This is a genomic window from Legionella stuttgartensis (assembly GCF_977063405.2).
This window is the reverse complement of the sequence record NZ_CDRUHA020000111.1, coordinates 165,328-186,002: the sequence shown is the minus strand read 5'-3', so window position 1 is coordinate 186,002 and position 20,675 is coordinate 165,328. Positions and strand designations below refer to the sequence as shown.

The following is a 20,675-nucleotide window of genomic DNA, read 5'->3' as shown; positions in this document are numbered from 1 at the left end:
GGGGGTGAAATTTAGCAGTCCCTGGTCTAAATTTCACTTCACTGCGCCTTGATTTACATTGCAATAGACCTTTTAGTTTAATGATTTTTTTAACGTTACTATATGCTGATAGGCTTCATTTATTCGTTCTTGGCTGATTTCTCCAGATTGAACTTTGGCTTCAATGATATTAATGACTTGAACTGGATCTTGTGAGGGAACTGTTAAATTATTACCAAACATCAGCATATCCGCACCCGCATTGATAGCTAATACTAAAGCTTGCTCCAGCCCATAATTATCGCTAATTGCCTTCATTTGCATGTCATCAGTGATAATAACCCCGCGGAAATGGAGCTGATTACGGAGAATATCTGTTAATATTTTATGGGATAGCGTTGCTGGCAATCCCGATGGATCTAATTGACGGTTCACGATATGTGCGGTCATAACGACACCACACGCCTCAGATGAACTCAGTAAGCGTTTAAAGGGTTCTAATTCATAAGTTCGCCAAGTATCGGTAACATCCACAAAACCTTGATGTGAGTCATTAACAGAGCTGCCATGTCCAGGAAAGTGTTTATAAGCACATTGAATTTTTTGATTTAAGAAATGATGGCTGTAAATATTTGCATAGCGTGTGACTTGTTTGGGATCACTAGAAAAACTTCGATCTTTTTTTCCAATAACTGGATTATCAGGGTTAACATTTACATCCAATTCTGGGGCAAAGTCTAAGTTAAACTCCGCCATTTTTAGAGTATGAGCCATGGGTGCAGCAGTAGTTTCTGCTTCTTTAACACTTCTTTTACCGACTTCGGCTGCAGATAAAGTCGATGGAAATCCATATTGCTTTCCTAAACGATTGACTTGTCCACCTTCATAATCTACAGAAATTAATAGAGGTAATTGCTGTCGATGATGTTTTAAATTACCTTGTTCCGCAAAATATTGGAGTTCATGATTCAGTTTTTTTACTTGTTCTGGGGTTTCAATGTTTTTGTCAAACGTTTGTGTACGGAAGTTGTAGTCAAATAAAATGACGCCGCCAATATTATGTTCTTCAATTGTTTTTACTATTGGAGATTGATTGTTAATTTGTTTACCATCAAAACCTACAAGAAGCATTTGACCAATCTTATCTCGTAAACTTACTTCGGTTTTAATACCAGCGAGACAACTCGCAGAGAAAAATAAAGTGAGAAATAGTGAAAAAAAATAATTCATATGTGGGCCATATATCTACCAAATGAGTCGAATTTTACCACTTAGTTTGTTTTTGTTCAATCTGAATCATATTTATCCTTAAATTTCTAGTGTACCGAAATGATAAGCGTTGCTATTATTTCTCTATCCCATAATTTATAGGTATATGCTATGACTACTGCGAGTGAATACTTTAATGAGAATTGGCAACGTTATCAAAGCACCATTAAAAATAATACCTTATATCATCGTGAAATGGTGCAGGCATTACAAAAATTTCTCTCGATTCATATAGGAAATCGCCCTTTTTCTTTTGTGGATGTTGGGTGTGGTGACAGCAGTACGGTTGTTTCTGTACTTGCAGCTACTTCAATAGAAAAATACATAGGTATCGACGCAGCACCAGATGTTTTAAAAATGGCAGAGAAAACTCTTGCCTTACTTAAGTGTAAAAAAGAGTTTATTGCGGATAATATGACGGTCGCGCTTCCTCGTTTATCAGACCCAGTGGATGTGATTTTTACAAGTTATGCCGTCCATCATTTGTCCCTCCACGATAAAAACCATTTCATTGCTACATGCAAACAAAAACTAAATCCTAATGGTTTTTTGTTAATGGTTGATGGGGTTCTCAAACAGGATCAGACAAGGGATGAATGGTTGGAGGCATTGAAATCACGTATCGGTGAAAGCAACCCTGAAATCACCAGTGATGAGATTATGGCACGGATGGAGCATCCACGCGCTGATGATTACCCCGAGTACATTGATACTTTTGCCCAAATTGCTCGTGAGCAATCTTGGAGTAATTTTCAAGTTCTTGTCGATAAAGGAATATTTGCTTTTATGGCATTTACTAAATAACTTTTTAAGCGAGCAAATCTCCGGGTTAGGGTTGTCGCTCCAAATCCTGATACGCCACTAAGTAAATAATTGTGCTTTTATTGTATTCATATAGATTTTATCAATGATTCCGATAATCAATGAAGCCGGGCCTGGGGCACTGCTTGAAGTAGGCCCAACGCATTCAGCATAGAAATGTACTGCATTTTTAGCGGCTAAAAATGGATCTTCTATTACCGAATTGAAAACACTGATAATTGCTGAAAGTAAATTACTTATCCCAGCCACTTTTTGTACCAGCTCTGAATCAAAATTAAATTGATCGATTTGATCCGCGTTGACAACGAGATGTCTTTTCCCACTGACAACCACAGATAGTTTATATTTTTTTGATAATGACTTTGCGTTATCTAGTATTGTTTTCTCTTTGAGTAGAGAGTTGTTGTCTTGGATTACGAGTTCATTAGTTACTAAACTTGCAATTTCATTAGGATAGCCGCGGACAATTGAAATTTGATGTTTTTTTATCATATTGGTTGCAACATCTGTTCGGTATCGAGTTGCACCGGCTCCTACAGGATCCAAAATAATAGGAATATTCTTTTGGTTTGCTATCTTACATATATGATTACTTAATTTAACAAATGGGTTATCTAATTTTCCTAGATTAATAACTACGGCTTTAGAAATTCCCAGTAATTCTTCAACTTCTTCTTCTGCACTACACATTAATGGGAAGCCACCAATACTACGTATCCCACTTGCTACATAACCCATAGGGAAATAATTGGTAATGTTTAATATAAAAGGTTTTTGTTGTCTTATTTTCCTTAAGGCTTCATTTACTTCCGGTGTCATGAAAAAATCCATTTTTCAATAAGTTTAATTGAAATTACTTTAGCGTACTTTTTGATTTACAACTACTGAATTTATAAATATGTGAATTCTTAACAGCGAGTATAAGGGATACAACTTCTTTAAAAAGGCTCATTTGCTTTTTCAAGGATGTCGAACTAAGTTTAAATTTGGAAGGAATTTTAATCTCAAGGAGAGTATAAATGTCAAAACATAATAAATTTAAAAATGAGTCACAAGATGCACGTCGCCATGATCAACAGCACTCTGCTCATCCTGATAAGATGAAACCTACCCATGAAAAAACCAAATTAGAATCTCATTCTAATAAAAAGAAATAAAATAAATTATAAATTCAGGCCTTACCTTGGGGTCAAGGTAAGGCCTTGTTTAGCCATTTTAGTAGCAACGTAATTGTCCCCAAACATTTCGCCAACATCCTGGATGATATGGGGCTGGTCTTGCATTAGGGCCGGGGCTATTGTATACGCACATACCATACATATTTCGATGATATCCATGTCCGCAACCTTGAGCTGCGCTGGCAATAGACGTATAACCTACGGCGAAGAATAATGAACCTACTATAATACTTGTACGTAATATTTTTGAAACACAGGAACTGGTATTCATTACATCCTCCTTGGGTTTTACTTTTTTTCACTCAGCTTAAGTATAGAATTTATTTTGTGATTTGCATAAATTTTAATCAAATATATTTGTTGGTTTTCTACATAGTTATAAAGCGTTCAAATGCTACCATTCGCCATCCCATAAGCTTAATTGTTGGCATGATAAATCTTCTTTTTTACGAAACGTACTTATTTCTAAATCAGGAGCAGGTTCAATATTTAACCTAAATTTTTTACAAGCAAGATGGAATCGAGTTTTTAAGAGATTGGCATATTCTCCCTCACCACGCATTCGAACCCCAAATCGTGAATCGTATTCTTTCCCGCCGCGCATTTGGCGAATGAGGCTCATCACATGCTCGGCTCTTTGCGGAAAGTGTTTGCTAAGCCATTCTTTAAATAATTCTTTTACTTCGTGAGGCAGTCTAATTAACACATAACTGGCATGCCTAGCACCAGCCTCTGCCGCAGCGTGCATGATTTTTTCCAGTTCCATGTCATTGATCATAGGAATGATAGGGGCAATCATGACACGAGATGGTATACCGTTTTCAGTTAAGTGTTTTATTATTCTGATTCTGCCTGAAGGAGCTGTCGTTCTTGGCTCCATAATCCGTTTCAGATCTTTTGAAAGCGAGGTTATACTTACAGCAACGCGAACTAAATTTTGTTCGGCCATAGCGGACAATATATCCAAATCGCGTTCTATAAGCGCATTTTTCGTTATAATGATAACAGGATGACGATGATGAGCTAATACGTTTAAAAGACTACGTGTAATGGCAAGCTTTGCTTCTGCAGGTTGATAGGGATCTGTATTTGCCCCTAAGACAATGGGTTTGCATCTGTAACTTTTTTTATTAATTTCTTTTTCCAAAAGTTTTGCAGCATCTACTTTATAGAAGATTTTGGTTTCAAAATCGATTCCTGAAGACAAGTTAACATAAGAATGACTGGGCCTGGCATAACAATAAATACATCCATGCTCGCAGCCTCGATAAGGATTAATTGATTGTTCAAAACCAATATCTGGGGAGTCATTATGACTAATGAGTGATTTGGAGTGTTCGGGCAATAAAAATGTTTGTAAAGGAGGAAGGATATCTTCCTCTATATCCCAGCCATCAGCAAAATGTTCACGGGTTTGTGGTTCAAATCGGCCATCTGAATTGCTTAGAGCACCTCTATTTTTAAGAGTTTGATTGGGTTTCATAACAACAAGGAGTTAGCTAAATTGCTGTTTATTGTATCATTAATGCCCAAAGAAACAGAGGAAAAGAATTGGAGACTGTTTTATTGATTAGGCCGATTTATTACTGAGGCAGTCATTCTCGAAATGCAGGTTAGCTTTCCTTCTTCATTAAAAATTTTAACTTCCCAAACTTGAGTAGAGCGTCCTAGATGAAGCGGAGCGGTAAGTGCTGTGACAATCCCTTCTTTAACAGAGCGAATATGATTGGCATTAATTTCCAAGCCAACACAAAAAAATTGATTCACATCAATAACTCCGTTTGCCGCAGTACTTGCTATGGTTTCTGATAAGGCGACATTAGCCCCTCCATGAAGAATACCTATAGGCTGTCTGGTGCGCGCATTCACTGGCATGGTTGCTTTTAAAAAATCATCACCTATTTCAATAAATTGGATACCAAGAAATTCAGACATCGTATTTTTTCCAAATCGATTGAGATCTTCTAGAGTAATTTCTCTAAACCATATAGCCATAGTTATCTCCTTTTTATTAGAGTTTTTTGCATTTCTGCTATCAAGTTAGTGAAATGTAAAAAGACATTAAAATAAGATAAACTTTATTTCTCCAAAAACCAAGTAAGAACTATTATGGCAAATCAAGCATGTATGAGATGTTATATATCGGGAAAAGTACAAGGAGTATGGTATCGCGCCTCAGCACAAAGAGAAGCGATGAAATTGGAAATTACAGGATGGGCGCGAAATCTGGATGACGGACGCGTAGAAGTTTTTGCTTGCGGTAAGGCTGACAAGTTAAAACTATTTTATTCATGGTTAAAAAAGGGCCCCCAACTTGCTGTTGTAGATGAATGTACTTATGAAGAAGTTATTTGGCAGGAATATCAAGGCTTTGATACTTTTTAATTAACACATAGCGATAACTGGGGTGGCGCAGAGCGTTCCCCAGGTTACCTTGGGTATAACTTGATAAAATGTTCTATGGATTCAATTAATCGAAAGACCTGATCAGGTACAAATATTTCAAGTTGCGCAAAAACATGGATCATTCCCTTAAATTCTTCTAATTCAACCGAAACTCCCAGGGCATTTAATTTTTTTGCAAAAGTGATTGCTTCATCAAATAGAGGATCGTATTCAGCAGCTGCAATATAGCAGGGCGGTAGTAATTCCAAATGTTTAAAATACATGGGGGATGCTTGAATTCTATCTCCGCCATTTTTGAAGTAATTGTCAAAATACCATTTAATTTTGTCGCGGGTGAGTAAAAAACCTTCCCCATTGCGTTGATACGATTCATAGTTCATGGAGAAATCTATAGACGGATAAATTAATACTAATCCTTTAATCGCTTGATCACCCTGTTCTTTCATTTGATGGCAGACAGAAAGTGCTAAATTTCCTCCTGCACTGTCACCTGCTAAAAAAACATGTTGAGTATCTACCTGAAACTCTTTGAGTAATTCATCTCTGTGCTCAAAAACAGCGATACAATCCATCAGCCCCGCTGGATAGGGGAATTCTGGCGCTAAACGATAGCCAACAGAAACGATGACGACTTGGCTTGTCACAGTAATTCGCCGACAAAGTGCATCATGGGTATCGAGGCTTCCAGATAAATGCCCACCTCCATGAAAATAAATAATTAAGGGTAATTTTTTTTGTGGAGCGGGATGATAAATTCGTATCGGTATCTCATGATCCGTAAGTTGCAGCAATGAATTGCTGATTAGAGGAACAAATACCTTGGGTAGGGCAAAAGCTTCAGCTGTCTTTTCAGCAAGAGCACGTACTTCCTCAGGAATGAAGACTGCTGGTTTTGTATTGGTCAAATCTAAGAAATTTTGAAGTGATTGTGGTAAATGACCATGTCCCATCGCTGTCTCCCTAAATCGAGCTATCGAGCTCTCTAGTTAATCTGAACCCCCTGATACAGCACTGTATTATTTTACCTTTAAAGATTTTATCAGCAATAGTTCAACAACAAAGAGCCAAACAATACCCACTACATAATTGTCCTTAATGTGACTTTAAAAATAAAGTGGTTCATTGTAAGTGCTTCTTTATCTTCAACATATTCTTTGGGTGTATGTATGATTCATCATGGATGGATAATGAGATAACCCAAAGTAGGCTCAGCTTGCTCTTATTCTATGGGTGCTTTGCGAAATGTCCTGACGGTTTTGTTAGTGTCATTATCAATAATTTCACCGCGAATATCATCAAAGTGTCCATTAACTTGAATTAACATCCAAGTATAAAGCTTATCGAGATTTTCTCCTGTTTGGGTCGCAATCCTTGCTTCTTTACAGTAAACATGTGCAGTAAATAGCTTGCTCATTTTAAGAATCCTAGATCCAAACTTATATATATAAGTTTAGCTATTTTTACCTAATTCACCACATTATAAAGGTGCATATTGAACTATAATTTAAGTAGAGGGGTTATATATTAGGAGATTGTTATGGGTACCAATTTTTTAGCAGCATTACTAGGTTGGTATCTGGTAATTGTGAGCCTGCTTTTGCTTGTACGACGTGAAATTGTAGTTGCTGCAATGAAGGAGCTGATGGGGCAACGAGCTGTCATGTTATTTGTTGGCGTAATAACATTAATTATTGGATTATTAATGGTACTTAGTCATAACGTATGGGTAATGGGGTGGCCTGTCATTGTGACAGTTTTTGCTTGGCTAATACTAATTAGCGGCTTATTTAGGCTCTATTGTCCAGATACTGTATATAAAATTTGGAATAAATTGATAAATAAGTCGGAACTATTTATTACGATTGATGTAATTTCATTACTCATCGGTCTATTCTTATTGTTCAAAGTTTATTTCGGTTGATGAAATGATATAAGCCTGGGGGAGTAACGCATCCCCCGGGTTTATTTGTATGTTGCTCATTGGAACGACTCAATTAAGTATTAGATTAATACATACATGATGTGAGTGATTCCGATTCAGAGGTGTACTCAATATAAAAGTCCCTCATTTCTTCAAAAAGTTCTGTTAATTCTTCTACATCATACATTCCTTTTTGTGCTTGGTTGTTTAACTTATTGTATGTTTCAATGAAATCTTCTAGTTTGAACTGTATTTGGGAGTCGTTTAAGTCGACGTTTTTTTTGATTTCGATAATAAAATCATCCAATTCAGTTTTCATTTTTTCATACTCTTCTTGGCTTCCTAGAATTTTCACCTTAGGTTCTGATTTATTAAGAGATAGATACAGTAAATAGAGTGCAATCATTCCAAGGGGAACAAAAATAATGAGCCCAATATACATCCCTGAAAGATCTGTTCGTGACGAGTCATTTTGTACTCTACATACAGACATATCCTGATCGGTACAGGCTGCTATAGCCGGTGGTTGTTCTGGGGTGATTCGGCATATTGGGGGTTCGTAACTCAAGTTAGGAGAGCAATAGTCTATAGCTTGTTTTTTGTTCGAGTCAAAAAATGAGGGGCTTAGTTTCGGTTGGTGATGGTTTTTTTGCTGCGAGCTAGACTGTGGTAATAACTGTAATTTTTCTGGTTCTTTGGGGGGCTCCAGACCTTTGATGGAGTATTGAAATGAGACCCAGCGATGCATCGAATCCATTAAGGCATTTAATTCTTGAGCCTGTCCAGCTAGGGTTGCGAAATCAGTATCCTTCAATTTAGGTCCATTTAAATGAGCAATAACGTAATTGACTTGTTGTTTGAGTACTTGATTCGTTTTTGAAAGATCGACTGTTGTGGACGGAAATTGTGCCAATGTATCCTGATTTGCAATGAAAGTATTTAATTTTGATTGCTCAGAGGTTAACCATTTTTTAATTAAAGATAAATTTTGTTCCTCTTGAATCGCTTTATGATACGCATTTGTATTGGCGTGTATAATTTCATTAATATGAATTGAAGATTCATCAATGAAGTAGTCAATTTGTTTCAATAATAAAGATAGTTGTTCTTTAAATTGAAGAACGGTATATACCTCGCCTGCTTGCCCTAATAGATCCATCGTATGAGTAATAACTTTTTGAAACTGATCGAGTTCATTTAAATCAGTTATGGCTTGAGCATAATTATCTAACACATTATCTTGCATATTGACTAATTGAAAATCCGGACAGTTTTTAAGTTGGTCCGCTGTTAACTGTAATGTAGAAATAGGACCATCTACGATCTCAGTTGAACTTTTCCCGCATTCTTTTACCGCTTGAGTAGGGTACGATTTTAAATCAGCAGGTTTATCGATTGCGAATGTATAAGGATGGGGATTAACCTGATTTGCATTCAGAGCAAAGTGCAATATCCTGTTGCGCTCGGTGGATAATTGTTCAATCGTTTTTGATAAGTCGCCAAGGCGATCTCTCAATAGTTGCGATTCAATCCTGTGGGCTAACTGCGGATGAATTTCATCATCAATCGTGCTGCGGAAATTAGCTAAAAATAAGCGATCTGAACCCACAAAAGGAGAGATATTTTTCTCAATAGTACGTACGTAACGAGTCACTAATTCTAATTGTTCGCTTGTTTGCTTGATATTTGGATTTTGACTTATTCCTTTCAGTATATGATTCAGATCCAATAAGAAGAAATTCATTGGTTGATTTAAATGATCTAGGCGTAAGTCCTGGTTTCTTAACAATAAATAATCACCAGTTTTTTGCATTAATTGATATAAGGAAGACCATTGCAGACGTTGACTATCAATGGGTTGGACATGAAAATCATCTCGAGTTAATGCATGGCGCGTCTTAAATGCATTAGAGTAAAACCAAGAGCGCTCGTAAACGTTGATTAAAGCTTGGGAATCATCAGCAAACCAGGAACTAGGGTTGGCTAAATAATCTGGGTGAATCCCTGAGTTGGCACGTGCTTTTAGAATCCATTCTCTTTGCGCCAATTCTTCCTCAGTATAACAAGACTCCGAATGGACCCAAAAACGAGAATGATGTGGTTGGGGTTGATATGACGTGTAATACTCCTTTTTTTCCTTTGCCATACTTCTCACTCCTTGAGATTAGAATAACCAGATGGTTATTGTACGGTTGGTAACTAAATAGAATATTTTTGAGCCAATTAATTTGATAACACTCTTTAAGTGAATATGCAACAATAAGAATTGACAATTAGAAAATGTGGTGCAGCATTCGGTTTTTTGTTAAATTATATTTTTTAATTTGAACGAGTAACTTATGCCTTCTTTTGATATTGTCTCTGAAACAAACATGGTTGAATTACGTAACGCTGTTGATAATGCTTTGCGTGAGATGGGTACTCGCTTTGATTTTCGGGGAGTAGAGTCAAGTATAGAACTTAAAGAAATGACGGTAACATTACGAACCGAATCAGACTTTCAAGTCAGACAATTAGAGGATTTATTCCGTAATCATTGCAGTAAACGAAATCTTGATGCTTCGGGAGTAGATATAGAAGATGAGCCCGTACACAGTGGAAAATTTTATTCTTTAAATATGACCTTTAAGCAAGGAATTGACCAGCCAACAGCTAAGGAGATTGTGAAATGTATAAAAGATTCCAAAATTAAGGTTCAAGCATCTATTCAGGGAGACAAGATTCGGGTTACAGGGAAAAAGCGAGATGAGTTGCAAGAAACAATCGCGCTTTTGAAGAAATCAGATATCAAATTGCCCTTACAGTATGAGAATTTTCGAGATTAGTTTCATTGAATGATGTTAGAGAAATGCCCATAAAAGCTCCACCATCCCAATTGTTGCTGGAGCTTCTTAAACTTCTTCCGATTTTATTTTTTTTGTCAAAAATATACCCATGCCACACAGAAGTAAGGTGATAACCCTGAAAAACGCAGACCTTAAACCGTTTTGAGTCATATGAAAATAAGTCTGCAAAAGAATGCTGAAGGGGCTACTGAGCACCCCCCAAAAGTAAGAATAATAGTATGGAGATCAATATATTCGTAGAATTTCCAAAAAGGCAGTATCATAATGACGAGGATCTGTTTGATGGACCATCCTTAACATTCTGGTAATATCTTGTTGCTTCATCATTGTTTCTTTATTGGAAACATTTATAAAAAGCATAGTCTGCATAATTAAGCAATGCTAAGTCGCTGGGGCTGTCTCCATATGCATACAAAATATAATTATCCCGGGTACTGTATCTTTCCTTGAATTCTTCCAGCTTATATTTTCCAAGACAGTACTCTTTTTTCATGCGACCAGTGCATTTATTCTGAGGATTAAATTCCAACTCTGTGCAAATCAACTGATCGAACTGAAATTGATTTGCAAAATGTTTAAGATAAATGTCCCAAGCCCCGCTCACAAGGATACAAGTATGTCCTTGTCGTTGATGAAAGTCTAAGCGATGTAATGCCTCTGTACGTAATTTCTTAATCAAAACCTGATTGAAGAAAATTAAAGCCTCTTCATTTAGGAAATCCATATCCTTTTCATTAAGAACAAACCGGTCTAACTCTTTGTGCCAAGTCACGCTGTTTTGCTTAACCTGTGCCTGAAGCACAGAATAGACGATGCCTTGTAACATTTTTGGCATGCCGACCAGGTGTTTTAAAAATAATAGCCGACTTGAAAACCCTTGTGTCAAGGTTCCATCAAAATCAAAAGCGGCAATAATCTGCTTCTCCATATATATCCACTAAAAAGGTAATTTTAATAAAGGATTAACTTGGGTAATTAACTTTGCAAAGCGCTGTTTTACGTCCTCCATTCCCTCAGAAGTTTTTGCTTCGAAGCGGAGCGTTAGATAAGGGCTGGTATTTGATGGGCGAATTAAACCCCAGGCGTCATCAAGATTAGCCCTTAAACCGTCTATATGTAAAAGTTCTCCGTGTAAATATTGAGGCGCTTGGGCTAGTAATTGGTGCATAAACTCCTCTTTCAACTCATCCGCAATATCAATTTTTATTTCATTTGTACTTAATAACTTAGGATATTGTTCAAAGAAATCGTGACTATCAAGAGATTGTGTGCTCAACAGTTCTAAAGTACGAACGGCAGCATAAATACCGTCATCGTAGGCTAACCAACGATCACTAAAATAGAAATGACCACAGAATTCTCCACCTATAACAGCTTGATGTTTCTGCATACCTTCCATAATATGGGCCATTCCTGTTTTAGTCATTATCGCCATTCCATTGTTTTGGGTGATGCATTCGGACAAACATTGGGTGCATTTTACGTCAAATACAAATGCTTGATTTGCGTTTTTCTTAAGAGAAGCGTCTGCAAAGGCTAAAAGAAGATAGTCTGAAGGTATGATGTTGCCATGGCTGTCTACTACGCCCAAACGATCCCCGTCGCCATCAAATGCAACACCACAATCAGCATGTTGTTCCAAAACCATCTGTTGCAAATCAACCAGATTTTCTTCGATTGACGGATCTGGATTGTGATTAACAAAAGTTGGTAATACATCGCAAGATAATGGAATAACATCACATCCTAAACTGGCTAATAATTGTGGAGCAACGTATCCCGCAACTGCATTGCCGCAGTCAACTACAACACGTAATTTCTTTATAGGACCTACATTGGCTTTAATGGCGTCAATATAATGGTTAATTATCTGTCTTTCCGGATATTTTATTAATTTACCACTGCTGTGCGCGAACGGTTCAAGCTTCTTATCAAGAATGCGGTTGTACAAACCCTGAAGGCGCTCTCCATGATAGTTTTGACCGCCTAAAATTATTTTGAGTCCATTATATTCAATGGGATTGTGGCTCGCAGTAACTATTAACCCAGATGCACATTGTAAATAGAACATTGCATAATGCATTAATGGCGTAGGTAATGAGCTAAGATCAATAATATTGATACCACTTATCAATAAACCTTTCGCAAGAGCCGCACTAAAAGCAGCACTGCTGCCTCTGCCGTCACGGCAAAGCAACAGGGTATGTAATTTATAAATCTCCTGTAACTCATTACCAATAGCAACCCCTAAGGTGTAATAGGTATTTTCATTCAAAGATTCACCAATCAGGTTACGTATATCATATTCTTTAAATATCGATACTGGCGGACAAATTAAATAGGACTTAGGCATAATTTAACTCACAATTTATGGAACAAAGAGCCACAACTTATTTCTGGTTTTTTACTAATTATCTGGATAATTTTTACAAATTGTTCAGTAAGAGAGGAAATAGTGGAGCGATCGTATAAGTCAATCCGATATTTAAGATACCCGCTTAGTGAACCATTGCTGTAATTAAACTTTAAGGACAATTTACGAGGATTTGTGCCCCAAAGTGGTATTTGGGATTGTCCTGAACCTAATGGTTTTAATTTAAAATTTAAATTTGGGGGATTTAATTCAATATTTTGAAAGTCAAAGGAAACATCAGGAACGGGCAAATCGAGCTCAACCATTTGTTCGGGTTGTAAATATTGATAGGGCAGTGATTTAACTACCTCGTTTTGTACCTGTTTTGCTACAGTAATAAAACTCTTATCTGATTCATAATTAAGAATTAGAGGGAGCTCATTAGCAATATTTCCAATTGTTGTATGATATTGTTCTGATTCCCTTCCAGAGCACAGTAAGGTGACATAGGCCTCATGTGCCTGAGCAAGATGGGCCAGTAATATGCCATAAATTGCCAGTAACATATTGGCTAGGGTAATCTCATTCTTTTTGACCAACTCCTGCAGAGCATTTACTGTTTCAATAGGAATTAAGATAGGTTCCTTCGCGCCGTAAGTTAAAGCCAGTTGGGGATTGGGTTTATCCGTAGGTAGAATTGGGGGGGTATAATTTTGCAATAAATTTTGCCAAAATACAGCATAGTTCTCAAATGAACCGTCTACGATCTGAGACAATTGCCAATCAATAAAATCTTGGTAAGGTACAGCAGGTGCAAGTTCCTCGTTATTTTCTTCTTGATTTAAACTATAAAAATGAAGAATATCCTGCACTAAAATTAAACTGCTACCGCCATCTGTCAGTAGGTGGCTCACATGTAACGCCCAAACATAATGTTGTTCTCCACGTTTAATTAAATAACTCGCCAAAAGTGGTGCTTGGCTTAAATCAAATTGCTGATGGTTTATCTCATATATAAGCGTTTTAAGTTGTCTTGTCTGTTCCTTGTGCTCTAAGTGACTCAAATCCAAAAATTGTAATTTGAAATCAACTGAATCATGACAAAATTGAAAAGGAATATTCAAGGAAGCGTGAAAGGTGCAACGCAGCATCGGATGTCTTGCAATAACTTGTTGAATACTTTTCTCTAAGTGTTCGACGTTTATCTCTCCTTCAAGATGGATAAAATTAGTGACTAAATAGGCTGGGCTAGAAGGTTGGGCTTGAATATGCCGCCAAATCCGTATTTGTTGTACTGAAAGTTGTAATAGATGTGGACTCGATAAATTGATATTTTGAGGCAAATTGTTATGGGGGCTCTCTTCTGAATGGGGAAGTTCTACCTGTTCTTTCACTAAATAAATGAGATCGCTGATGGAGCGATTTTCGAATAAGAGGGTTTGGATACTAAGATTTTTAATAGAATATTCGTTGTTTAATTGATGTAATAATTCTACCGCCAATACGGAATCCATACCTAGCGACATCAAACTGGCATGCATTGGTAATTCATCGGATTCACTCAATCGTAAAATTTTGCGAATTATGAGGACAAACGACTCCCTTATATCTTCTCCTTTATTTTGTTCAGCCAACTTGCTGTCTATGAGAGAGGGTATTGGCATTATGTCAGCCAAAAGTTTTTTGTAATAAACAGGAAGATGAGACAATTGAGAGGCAATATTATTAGGCATTAAGCATAGCTGCGTAGGAGCTAATTTCAGCATGTGGTTTAAAGCATCAATACCAATCTTTTCATTAATCGTGTTAATTCCATAAATAGACCAGGATTGTTTCAAATTGTGGGTCATACCTACTTGTTGCCAAGGACCAAAATTAATGCTTAAAGCGGGTAATCCCATATTTTTTCGATAATGGGCAAGATTATCCATAAACGCATTTGCAGCAGCATAATTTGCTTGCCCAAGAGTTCCCAACACCGAGCTGATTGAAGAAAAGAAAACAAAATGTTCCAAATCGGGCATCAGCTCTATACTCAATCGGTGCAAATTCCATGCGCCTTCAACTTTTGCCTGGAAAACAGCCTCAAAATCAGGCCAGGTTAAATTTTCCCACAAACCATCTTGTACTATTCCAGCCAAATGAAAAATACCTTTTATAGCAGATAATGATATGTGTATATCCGATAATGCGTGACGCAAGTTTGGATCATCACTGACATCTGCCTGGACGTATTCAATCATTACATCGCCAGCGTTTAACTCATTTATTGTATTCTCAATATCTTTGGAATAGGGGCGTCGTCCGAGAAGGATAATTGTTTTTACTTGCTGGCTAACGAGCCATTTACTTAAAGCAAGTCCTAAACCACCGAGTCCTCCAGTAATAAGATACGCCCCGTCTTCACATAAAATCTCTTTATTTTCAATTTTTGTATCAAAAGGTAACTGGTGCAGACGTGGTACCAAAAACTCATCCTGATAAAGTGCAAGCAAAAATTCATCTTGTTTTTTAATAACTAATTGCTGTAATTTGGCCACCATTTGTTCGGGTGTGACATCTCCATTTACATCTAAATGATGATAATTTAATTCAGGATATTCAAGCTGTAAGGTTTTACCCATACCCAATAGAGGGGCAAAAAAAGGAATTATCTTTTGTTGAACTGGAGTACTGTCTCGGGTAACAGTCCAAAAGACCACCTCTTTTCTTTTTATTTTTAAGGTCTTAACTAAATGCAATAGTCCGGCACAAGAAGCAGTACTTTGTATTTTTAAATCATTTGCTTCCCTATTAGATAAAGAAGAGTTCTTTAATATGTCGAGTGGGGCTATTCCCCATAAATAAATCACTCCTCGAAATTCAGTATGTTCGTTAAGTAACTTCTGGAAATGTTTCATCTTGAGAGGATTAATGCTGGCCGATTTTGGTGTGGACTGGTAGGTTAAGGATGGAGTAATGACTATATGGTCAGACAAAAATTGGCTTATATATTTTACCAATAGTTCACTTTCGCGATCTTGGTTTATAAATAATAACCATTTACCCTTTTCTTTTAATTCTTGTGGGGATGAGCTCGGCAATGCGATTTTTTCCCATGCCATTTTGTATAATGATTGACGAATAAAATCATCCTGAATCTCGCGAACTTTAAATTCTGAATCACCAGATAACCAATAAGACTGATGCTGAAATGCGTATGTTGGTAAAGTTTGTTCGTAAGCTTGAATATGAAAAGGCTGATCATAAGAGCGCCAATCTATAATATTACCTTGCAAATACAACGCAGATAAAGACTCGGTAATCGTTTGCCAGTTAGCTTGGTTCTTATGCGAAGATGCTAATAATAGTGCTTGCTTAGGATCGGGATGCAATTCTTTGACAAAATTGAGCAATACAGGCTGAGGTCCTATTTCAATAAACACCTGATACTCGGATTTAATTAAATTTTCTATGCCTAAACTAAATTGTACAGTAGCGCAAATATGTTCTACCCAATAATACGATGTAATGGAATGGATGGGTTTACCATATACATTAGAGATAAGAGTAATTTGAGGTTCTTGATACTCAATTGAAGCTGCAATTCGGGCAAACTCTGCTAACATGGGGCGCATCAGTTCGGAATGAAAGGCATGCGAGACGCGTAATTTAGTGGTGCTGAATTTTAAGGATTGGCAATACGCGTCAAAATCCAAAATTGCATCCAACTCGCCAGAAAAAACGACCTGATTCGTACTGTTAATCGCAGCTAAATTTAAAATAACATTTGGGGAGGAGCGCTTAAAATTAGCGAGCAACGCATCTGCTTGTAAACTGCTGACATATACTGCCAACATACTTCCAGCTTGTTGCTCCTGCATGAGTCGCCCTCGATGAGCAATTAATTTTAAACCATCCTCCAGACTCATTACACCTGCAAGAGTGGCAGCAATACATTCACCGAGACTATGACCTATCAATGCATCAGGCTGAATGCCCCAGCTGATCCATAGTTTGGCCATGGCATATTGAACTACAAATAGCGCAGGCTGAGTATATTTTGTTTGATCCAGAATCGATGCCTTTTCTTCATCAAACATGATGCTAATTAAGGATTCTGGCAAATATTCAGCCAATATACGATCGCATCGATCCACCTCAGCCTTAAATAACGGATGGCTTCGATAAAGCTCTAGCCCCATTTGAATGTATTGAGCTCCTTGACCTGTAAACAAAAAAACAATTTTGTTGTTGATCCCTGGGCGTATGGAGGGTATGGAGCTCTCATTGGACTGCAATTTCTCATTTAAATCTTGTTGTGAGCTCACCGGAAATGCCAAACGATAAGCCAATGGGCTACGTCCAAGAGCCAGGCTATGACACAATCTGGCTATATCTATCTGTTTTTCCTGATGAATAAACTCCAAAAGTTTGGCTCGTTGTTCAGAAAGAGCTTCGGGTGAATGGGCAGACAAGGTAAATAAATGTATAGGTCTTTGCCATTTCATAGGGAGTTCGTTATTGGGCTCTGCAGATGGAGGTTCACTAAGAATTAAATGAGCATTAGTACCGGTGAAACCAAAAGAACTAATGCCTGCATAACGAACAGGTTGGAATGTCTCGGTGTTCCATGATTGTAGGGAGTTGGGGACTTGAGCGGGAATCGCTTCTAAATCAATCAATGGATTTACTGTTTCAAAATGCAGGTTTGCCGGAATCTCTTTATGTTGAACCATTAATATAGTTTTTATCAGACCAGCCATCCCTGCTGCTGCTTCTAAATGACCAATATTACTTTTTACTGAGCCAATAACTAAAGGGCTTTCGCGAGTACCGGTCGCAAAAACCTCTTTTAAAGAGTTAAACTCGATAGGATCCCCAAGACGTGTTCCAGTACCATGGGCTTCAATATAGCTGATTTGATCTGCGGACAAATCGGATAACTTTAACGCATGACGAATTAAATCACTCTGCGCTTGAGGGTTAGGTGCAGTAATCCCATTACTATGACCATCATTATTCACCGTCGCACTTTGAATCACTGCTAAAATACGATTTTTATCACGTTGGGCATCAGATAAACGTTTCAGAATCACTACTCCGCATCCTTCGCTACGAACATAGCCATCTGCTTTGGCGTCGAAAACTTGGCATTTATTACTTGGAGAAAGCATCCCTGCCTGTGAAAAGCTAATGCTGAGGGATGGGTCGAGGATGCAATTTACTCCACCAACGATTGCTAAGTCTTCTGTTTTATCATTTAAATTACGACATGCTTCGAATACCGCAACCAAAGAAGAAGAACATGCTGTATCGACAGCTAATGTTTCACCATGTGTCCCTAGAAAATAAGCAAGACGTCCAGCGGCAGCACTACTCGCATTACCTATTCCAAAATAAGCATCGGTAAAGTGCTGTTGTGAATCCCGTACTAATTGGCTGTAATCCTTAGATGAGATACCGACGAATATACCGGTATTGCTCTGCTCCAGTGATAAGGGGGGGATCCCTGCATGTTCCAATGCTTCCCAAGTCAACTCGAGTAACAAACGATGTTGCGGATCCATGGCTTCCGCTTCACGTCGACTAATAGAAAATAATGCGGGATCAAAACAATCAATGTTGTCGATAAATCCGCCTTTGGAGCTTACTATTTTACCTGCGGTAAAAGGCTGAGGGTCATAGTAAAGTTGATTATCCCAGCGATGTTTGGGGATAGGTTGAAGACCGTCTTTACCACTGGATAATATTTTCCAAAACTGTTCCGGAGTATTGGCTCCTCCAGGAAAACGACAGCTCATGCCAATTATGGCAATTGGGTCCGGAGATTCACTCTGAAGCGGCTCTGATTTTTTCAAACAATGTTCATTGGTACTAGTATTCTCCAGATAATTAGCCAATTGGGTAATGGTTGAATAAGACCATAGCAAGCTGGGATTTACTTCAGTATGGATTTCTTTTTCGAGTGCCCCACAAAATTGTACCCCAAGGCTGGAATCAACCCCGTAATAAGCAAAATTAAGCAGTGGATCGATTTGCTCTGCATCAAGATGCAGTTGGTTAGCAAGCCATTTCTGCATCCAGAGTTGTAAACCTCGCGTATTTAATTTAGTCGAAGGAGAACTCTTACTGCTTACTTTATTCCATTGTGCAATTATTTTTAAATTGTCTGTTGTTAGTTCTTGGCGACACGCAGCACGTTGTACTTTTCCACTCGAAGTTTTAGGGAGAGTAGCCTGTTGAATCAGTATAATGCGCGCAGGTAATACAGGTAATTCGGAACTGCAACATTCCAGAATAGTCTTAAATACAGAATCAAAATCTTTTGTATGGCGATGAATTTCTTGTACTATGACCAATTCAGGCGCATGGTCTATCTCGAGCATAAAGGCGGCACAACCATGGACCACCAAGCCGTCATGACAGACCGAGACCAACGATTCAATATCTTGAGGATAAATATTGTGTCCCCGTATAATAATAAGATCTTTTAAACGTCCAGTGACGAATAGTTCACCCTCTAGATCGATAAATCCCAAATCACCAGTGCGTAAAAAGCTTTTATCAGATGAAGATAATTTTAAACCAAAAGTGTGTTGAGTCAGTTCAGGCCTTTGCCAATATCCTTGTGTAACACATGGGCCTGAAACGATAATTTCACCTACTTGATAGGGTTCTAATTCCATACCAGATTGTGGGTTAATGATTTTTATTTCATGATCTAATGGTGGGCGTCCACAACTAACAATAGGAGTTCCATCTTGTTGTGATTCAACTAATTTAATTTCAGACATTTCCTGCAATACAATTTTGTCAACATGCAATACTTTGGTCTGCTGTCCAGGTTTTTTACCTGAAATCATTAAAGTAGTTTCTGCCATGCCGTATGCGGGATAAAAACTTTGTGCATGGAAACCACACTCTTTAAAAGCTTCACTAAAACGTTCTAAACTTTCAGCATTTACAGGTTCTGCACCATTCAGTGCAATATTCCAATTACTTAAGTCCAATTGTTTCTTTTCTTCCTCAGTAATCCTGTTCACACATAAATCGTAAGCAAAATTGGGGGCAGGAGAAATATTGGCTTTATATTCACTAATGGTTTTCAACCAGAGAAATGGGGTTTTTAAAAATGTGGCGGGGGCCATTAAGATACAAGGTACGTTGTACGCCAAGGGATATAAAATACCGCCGATTAATCCCATATCATGAAATGGAGGAAGCCAGGAACAAACGGTTTTTATTTGTCCATCACAAAGGTTATGAATTAAATTGAGATTTGCAATTATATTTCCATGACTCACCATTACTCCTTTCGGAGAGCCTGTAGAACCTGATGTATACTGTAAGAAAGCCAAGTTTCCCTCTGCTATTTCTGCAAATTGGACCATAGGGCTTTTCAGATTTTGGATCTCATCTATATCAATGATTTGTACATTATCGAAGGGATAATGATCCGCAATTGTTTTGGTGGTAATTAATGTTTCAGCGTTTGCATTGCTTATAATGGATTTAACTCGATTCGCATGGCGATTATTGTGAGGAGGATAGGCAGGAACAGCAATAATCCCTGACATTAAACATCCAAGAAAACTTGCAATATAATCCAAGCCTGGGGGTAATAACAGGAGTGCTCTTGAGTCCAATGGAACCCTAACTGACAAATGCGATGCAATTGTTGTCACTTTTTGTAACAGTTGCTTATTAGTTAAGGCGTTGGTTTCGTTTTCACCAACAAAGCTATACATTAAATTATCAGGATATAAAGTTGCATTACTTTGAAGTAAATTAACTATATTTTGTAATTTATTGATTCTAGAGAAACTCATAAGAACCTCGCTGTGTGTCGTATAAAACCTGGAGTTTTAACGACATACTTTTTAGTATAGTACCGGTGAATAATTATTCAAACAGTTAAA

The 20,675-nt window shown here is 37.6% G+C and carries 16 protein-coding genes; 5 read left to right on the top strand and 11 right to left on the bottom strand.

Annotation, left to right across the window (positions count from 1 at the left end; translation table 11 throughout):
- Nucleotides 1-72 precede the first annotated feature (72 nt).
- Entirely contained in the window at nt 73-1,209 is a 1,137-nt protein-coding gene (locus ACWTEW_RS38305) for a glycoside hydrolase family 3 protein (protein ID WP_454783222.1), read from the bottom strand.
- Nucleotides 1,210-1,359: 150 nt separating this feature from the next.
- Between ACWTEW_RS38305 and ACWTEW_RS38300 the strand changes: the two genes are divergently transcribed.
- On the top strand, nt 1,360-2,052 hold the full coding sequence (locus ACWTEW_RS38300) for a class I SAM-dependent methyltransferase (RefSeq protein WP_454783221.1): 693 nt from the start codon (nt 1,360-1,362) through the stop codon (nt 2,050-2,052).
- Between the two features lie 57 nt (nt 2,053-2,109).
- On the opposite strand, the gene thiM is transcribed toward ACWTEW_RS38300, so the two are convergent.
- The gene (thiM, locus tag ACWTEW_RS38295; protein WP_454783220.1) at nt 2,110-2,889 is read right to left on the bottom strand and encodes a hydroxyethylthiazole kinase; all 780 of its coding nucleotides are present in this window, start codon (nt 2,887-2,889) and stop codon (nt 2,110-2,112) included.
- 200 nt (nt 2,890-3,089) lie between these two features.
- Here thiM and ACWTEW_RS38290 point away from each other — a divergent pair, with 200 nt between their 5' ends.
- Complete coding sequence (locus tag ACWTEW_RS38290; RefSeq protein ID WP_454783219.1) at nt 3,090-3,227, top strand: hypothetical protein; 138 nt, start codon at nt 3,090-3,092, stop codon at nt 3,225-3,227.
- A 58-nt stretch (nt 3,228-3,285) separates the two neighbouring features.
- Here the strand turns inward: ACWTEW_RS38290 and ACWTEW_RS38285 are convergent, their stop codons facing one another.
- From ACWTEW_RS38285 to ACWTEW_RS38275, 3 genes are all read right to left on the bottom strand, one after another.
- Nucleotides 3,286-3,519 (bottom strand): GCG_CRPN prefix-to-repeats domain-containing protein, encoded by a 234-nt coding sequence (locus ACWTEW_RS38285; RefSeq protein ID WP_454783218.1) that lies wholly within the window; start codon nt 3,517-3,519, stop codon nt 3,286-3,288.
- A gap of 123 nt (nt 3,520-3,642) precedes the next feature.
- Entirely contained in the window at nt 3,643-4,731 is a 1,089-nt protein-coding gene (locus tag ACWTEW_RS38280) for a PA0069 family radical SAM protein (protein ID WP_454783217.1), read from the bottom strand.
- An 80-nt stretch (nt 4,732-4,811) separates the two neighbouring features.
- Nucleotides 4,812-5,243 (bottom strand): hotdog fold thioesterase, encoded by a 432-nt coding sequence (locus tag ACWTEW_RS38275; RefSeq protein ID WP_454783216.1) that lies wholly within the window; start codon nt 5,241-5,243, stop codon nt 4,812-4,814.
- 114 nt (nt 5,244-5,357) lie between these two features.
- Here ACWTEW_RS38275 and ACWTEW_RS38270 point away from each other — a divergent pair, with 114 nt between their 5' ends.
- The gene (locus ACWTEW_RS38270) at nt 5,358-5,633 is read left to right on the top strand and encodes an acylphosphatase (protein WP_454783215.1); all 276 of its coding nucleotides are present in this window, start codon (nt 5,358-5,360) and stop codon (nt 5,631-5,633) included.
- Nucleotides 5,634-5,677: 44 nt separating this feature from the next.
- Here the strand turns inward: ACWTEW_RS38270 and ACWTEW_RS38265 are convergent, their stop codons facing one another.
- Both ACWTEW_RS38265 and ACWTEW_RS38260 read right to left on the bottom strand, forming a co-directional pair.
- Nucleotides 5,678-6,604, bottom strand: a complete 927-nt coding sequence (locus ACWTEW_RS38265; RefSeq protein ID WP_454783214.1) for an alpha/beta hydrolase — start codon at nt 6,602-6,604, stop codon at nt 5,678-5,680.
- Between the two features lie 269 nt (nt 6,605-6,873).
- Entirely contained in the window at nt 6,874-7,068 is a 195-nt protein-coding gene (locus ACWTEW_RS38260) for a hypothetical protein (RefSeq protein ID WP_454783213.1), read from the bottom strand.
- Between the two features lie 123 nt (nt 7,069-7,191).
- Here ACWTEW_RS38260 and ACWTEW_RS38255 point away from each other — a divergent pair, with 123 nt between their 5' ends.
- Nucleotides 7,192-7,575, top strand: coding sequence for a hypothetical protein (locus ACWTEW_RS38255; RefSeq protein ID WP_454783212.1), 384 nt, complete (start codon nt 7,192-7,194; stop codon nt 7,573-7,575).
- Between the two features lie 85 nt (nt 7,576-7,660).
- On the opposite strand, the gene ACWTEW_RS38250 is transcribed toward ACWTEW_RS38255, so the two are convergent.
- The gene (locus ACWTEW_RS38250) at nt 7,661-9,721 is read right to left on the bottom strand and encodes a hypothetical protein (RefSeq protein ID WP_454783211.1); all 2,061 of its coding nucleotides are present in this window, start codon (nt 9,719-9,721) and stop codon (nt 7,661-7,663) included.
- Nucleotides 9,722-9,914: 193 nt separating this feature from the next.
- On the opposite strand from ACWTEW_RS38250, the gene ACWTEW_RS38245 reads away from it, so the two are divergent.
- Nucleotides 9,915-10,400, top strand: coding sequence for a YajQ family cyclic di-GMP-binding protein (locus ACWTEW_RS38245; RefSeq protein WP_454783210.1), 486 nt, complete (start codon nt 9,915-9,917; stop codon nt 10,398-10,400).
- A gap of 355 nt (nt 10,401-10,755) precedes the next feature.
- Here ACWTEW_RS38245 and ACWTEW_RS38240 read toward each other — a convergent pair whose 3' ends face one another.
- Genes ACWTEW_RS38240 through ACWTEW_RS38230 form a run of 3 tightly spaced genes read right to left on the bottom strand, consistent with a single transcriptional unit; the run spans nt 10,756 to nt 20,585 of the window.
- The gene (locus tag ACWTEW_RS38240; RefSeq protein ID WP_454783209.1) at nt 10,756-11,349 is read right to left on the bottom strand and encodes an HAD-IB family hydrolase; all 594 of its coding nucleotides are present in this window, start codon (nt 11,347-11,349) and stop codon (nt 10,756-10,758) included.
- A gap of 9 nt (nt 11,350-11,358) precedes the next feature.
- Nucleotides 11,359-12,774: a phosphomannomutase/phosphoglucomutase gene (locus tag ACWTEW_RS38235; RefSeq protein WP_454783208.1), complete on the bottom strand. Its 1,416-nt coding sequence runs from the start codon at nt 12,772-12,774 to the stop codon at nt 11,359-11,361.
- Nucleotides 12,775-12,782: 8 nt separating this feature from the next.
- A complete protein-coding gene (locus ACWTEW_RS38230) occupies nt 12,783-20,585 on the bottom strand; it encodes an SDR family NAD(P)-dependent oxidoreductase (protein WP_454783207.1) in 7,803 nt (2,600 codons plus the stop codon).
- Nucleotides 20,586-20,675 lie beyond the last annotated feature (90 nt).

Bases quoted from the DNA above. Each gene is read 5' to 3' on its own strand.
- ACWTEW_RS38305 (WP_454783222.1), bottom strand. From the start codon at position 1,209: ATGAATTATTTTTTTTCACTATTTCTCACTTTATTTTTCTCTGCGAGT.
- ACWTEW_RS38300 (WP_454783221.1), top strand. From the start codon at position 1,360: ATGACTACTGCGAGTGAATACTTTAATGAGAATTGGCAACGTTATCAA.
- thiM (WP_454783220.1), bottom strand. From the start codon at position 2,889: ATGACACCGGAAGTAAATGAAGCCTTAAGGAAAATAAGACAACAAAAA.
- ACWTEW_RS38290 (WP_454783219.1), top strand. From the start codon at position 3,090: ATGTCAAAACATAATAAATTTAAAAATGAGTCACAAGATGCACGTCGC.
- ACWTEW_RS38285 (WP_454783218.1), bottom strand. From the start codon at position 3,519: ATGAATACCAGTTCCTGTGTTTCAAAAATATTACGTACAAGTATTATA.
- ACWTEW_RS38280 (WP_454783217.1), bottom strand. From the start codon at position 4,731: ATGAAACCCAATCAAACTCTTAAAAATAGAGGTGCTCTAAGCAATTCA.
- ACWTEW_RS38275 (WP_454783216.1), bottom strand. From the start codon at position 5,243: ATGGCTATATGGTTTAGAGAAATTACTCTAGAAGATCTCAATCGATTT.
- ACWTEW_RS38270 (WP_454783215.1), top strand. From the start codon at position 5,358: ATGGCAAATCAAGCATGTATGAGATGTTATATATCGGGAAAAGTACAA.
- ACWTEW_RS38265 (WP_454783214.1), bottom strand. From the start codon at position 6,604: ATGGGACATGGTCATTTACCACAATCACTTCAAAATTTCTTAGATTTG.
- ACWTEW_RS38260 (WP_454783213.1), bottom strand. From the start codon at position 7,068: ATGAGCAAGCTATTTACTGCACATGTTTACTGTAAAGAAGCAAGGATT.
- ACWTEW_RS38255 (WP_454783212.1), top strand. From the start codon at position 7,192: ATGGGTACCAATTTTTTAGCAGCATTACTAGGTTGGTATCTGGTAATT.
- ACWTEW_RS38250 (WP_454783211.1), bottom strand. From the start codon at position 9,721: ATGGCAAAGGAAAAAAAGGAGTATTACACGTCATATCAACCCCAACCA.
- ACWTEW_RS38245 (WP_454783210.1), top strand. From the start codon at position 9,915: ATGCCTTCTTTTGATATTGTCTCTGAAACAAACATGGTTGAATTACGT.
- ACWTEW_RS38240 (WP_454783209.1), bottom strand. From the start codon at position 11,349: ATGGAGAAGCAGATTATTGCCGCTTTTGATTTTGATGGAACCTTGACA.
- ACWTEW_RS38235 (WP_454783208.1), bottom strand. From the start codon at position 12,774: ATGCCTAAGTCCTATTTAATTTGTCCGCCAGTATCGATATTTAAAGAA.
- ACWTEW_RS38230 (WP_454783207.1), bottom strand. From the start codon at position 20,585: ATGAGTTTCTCTAGAATCAATAAATTACAAAATATAGTTAATTTACTT.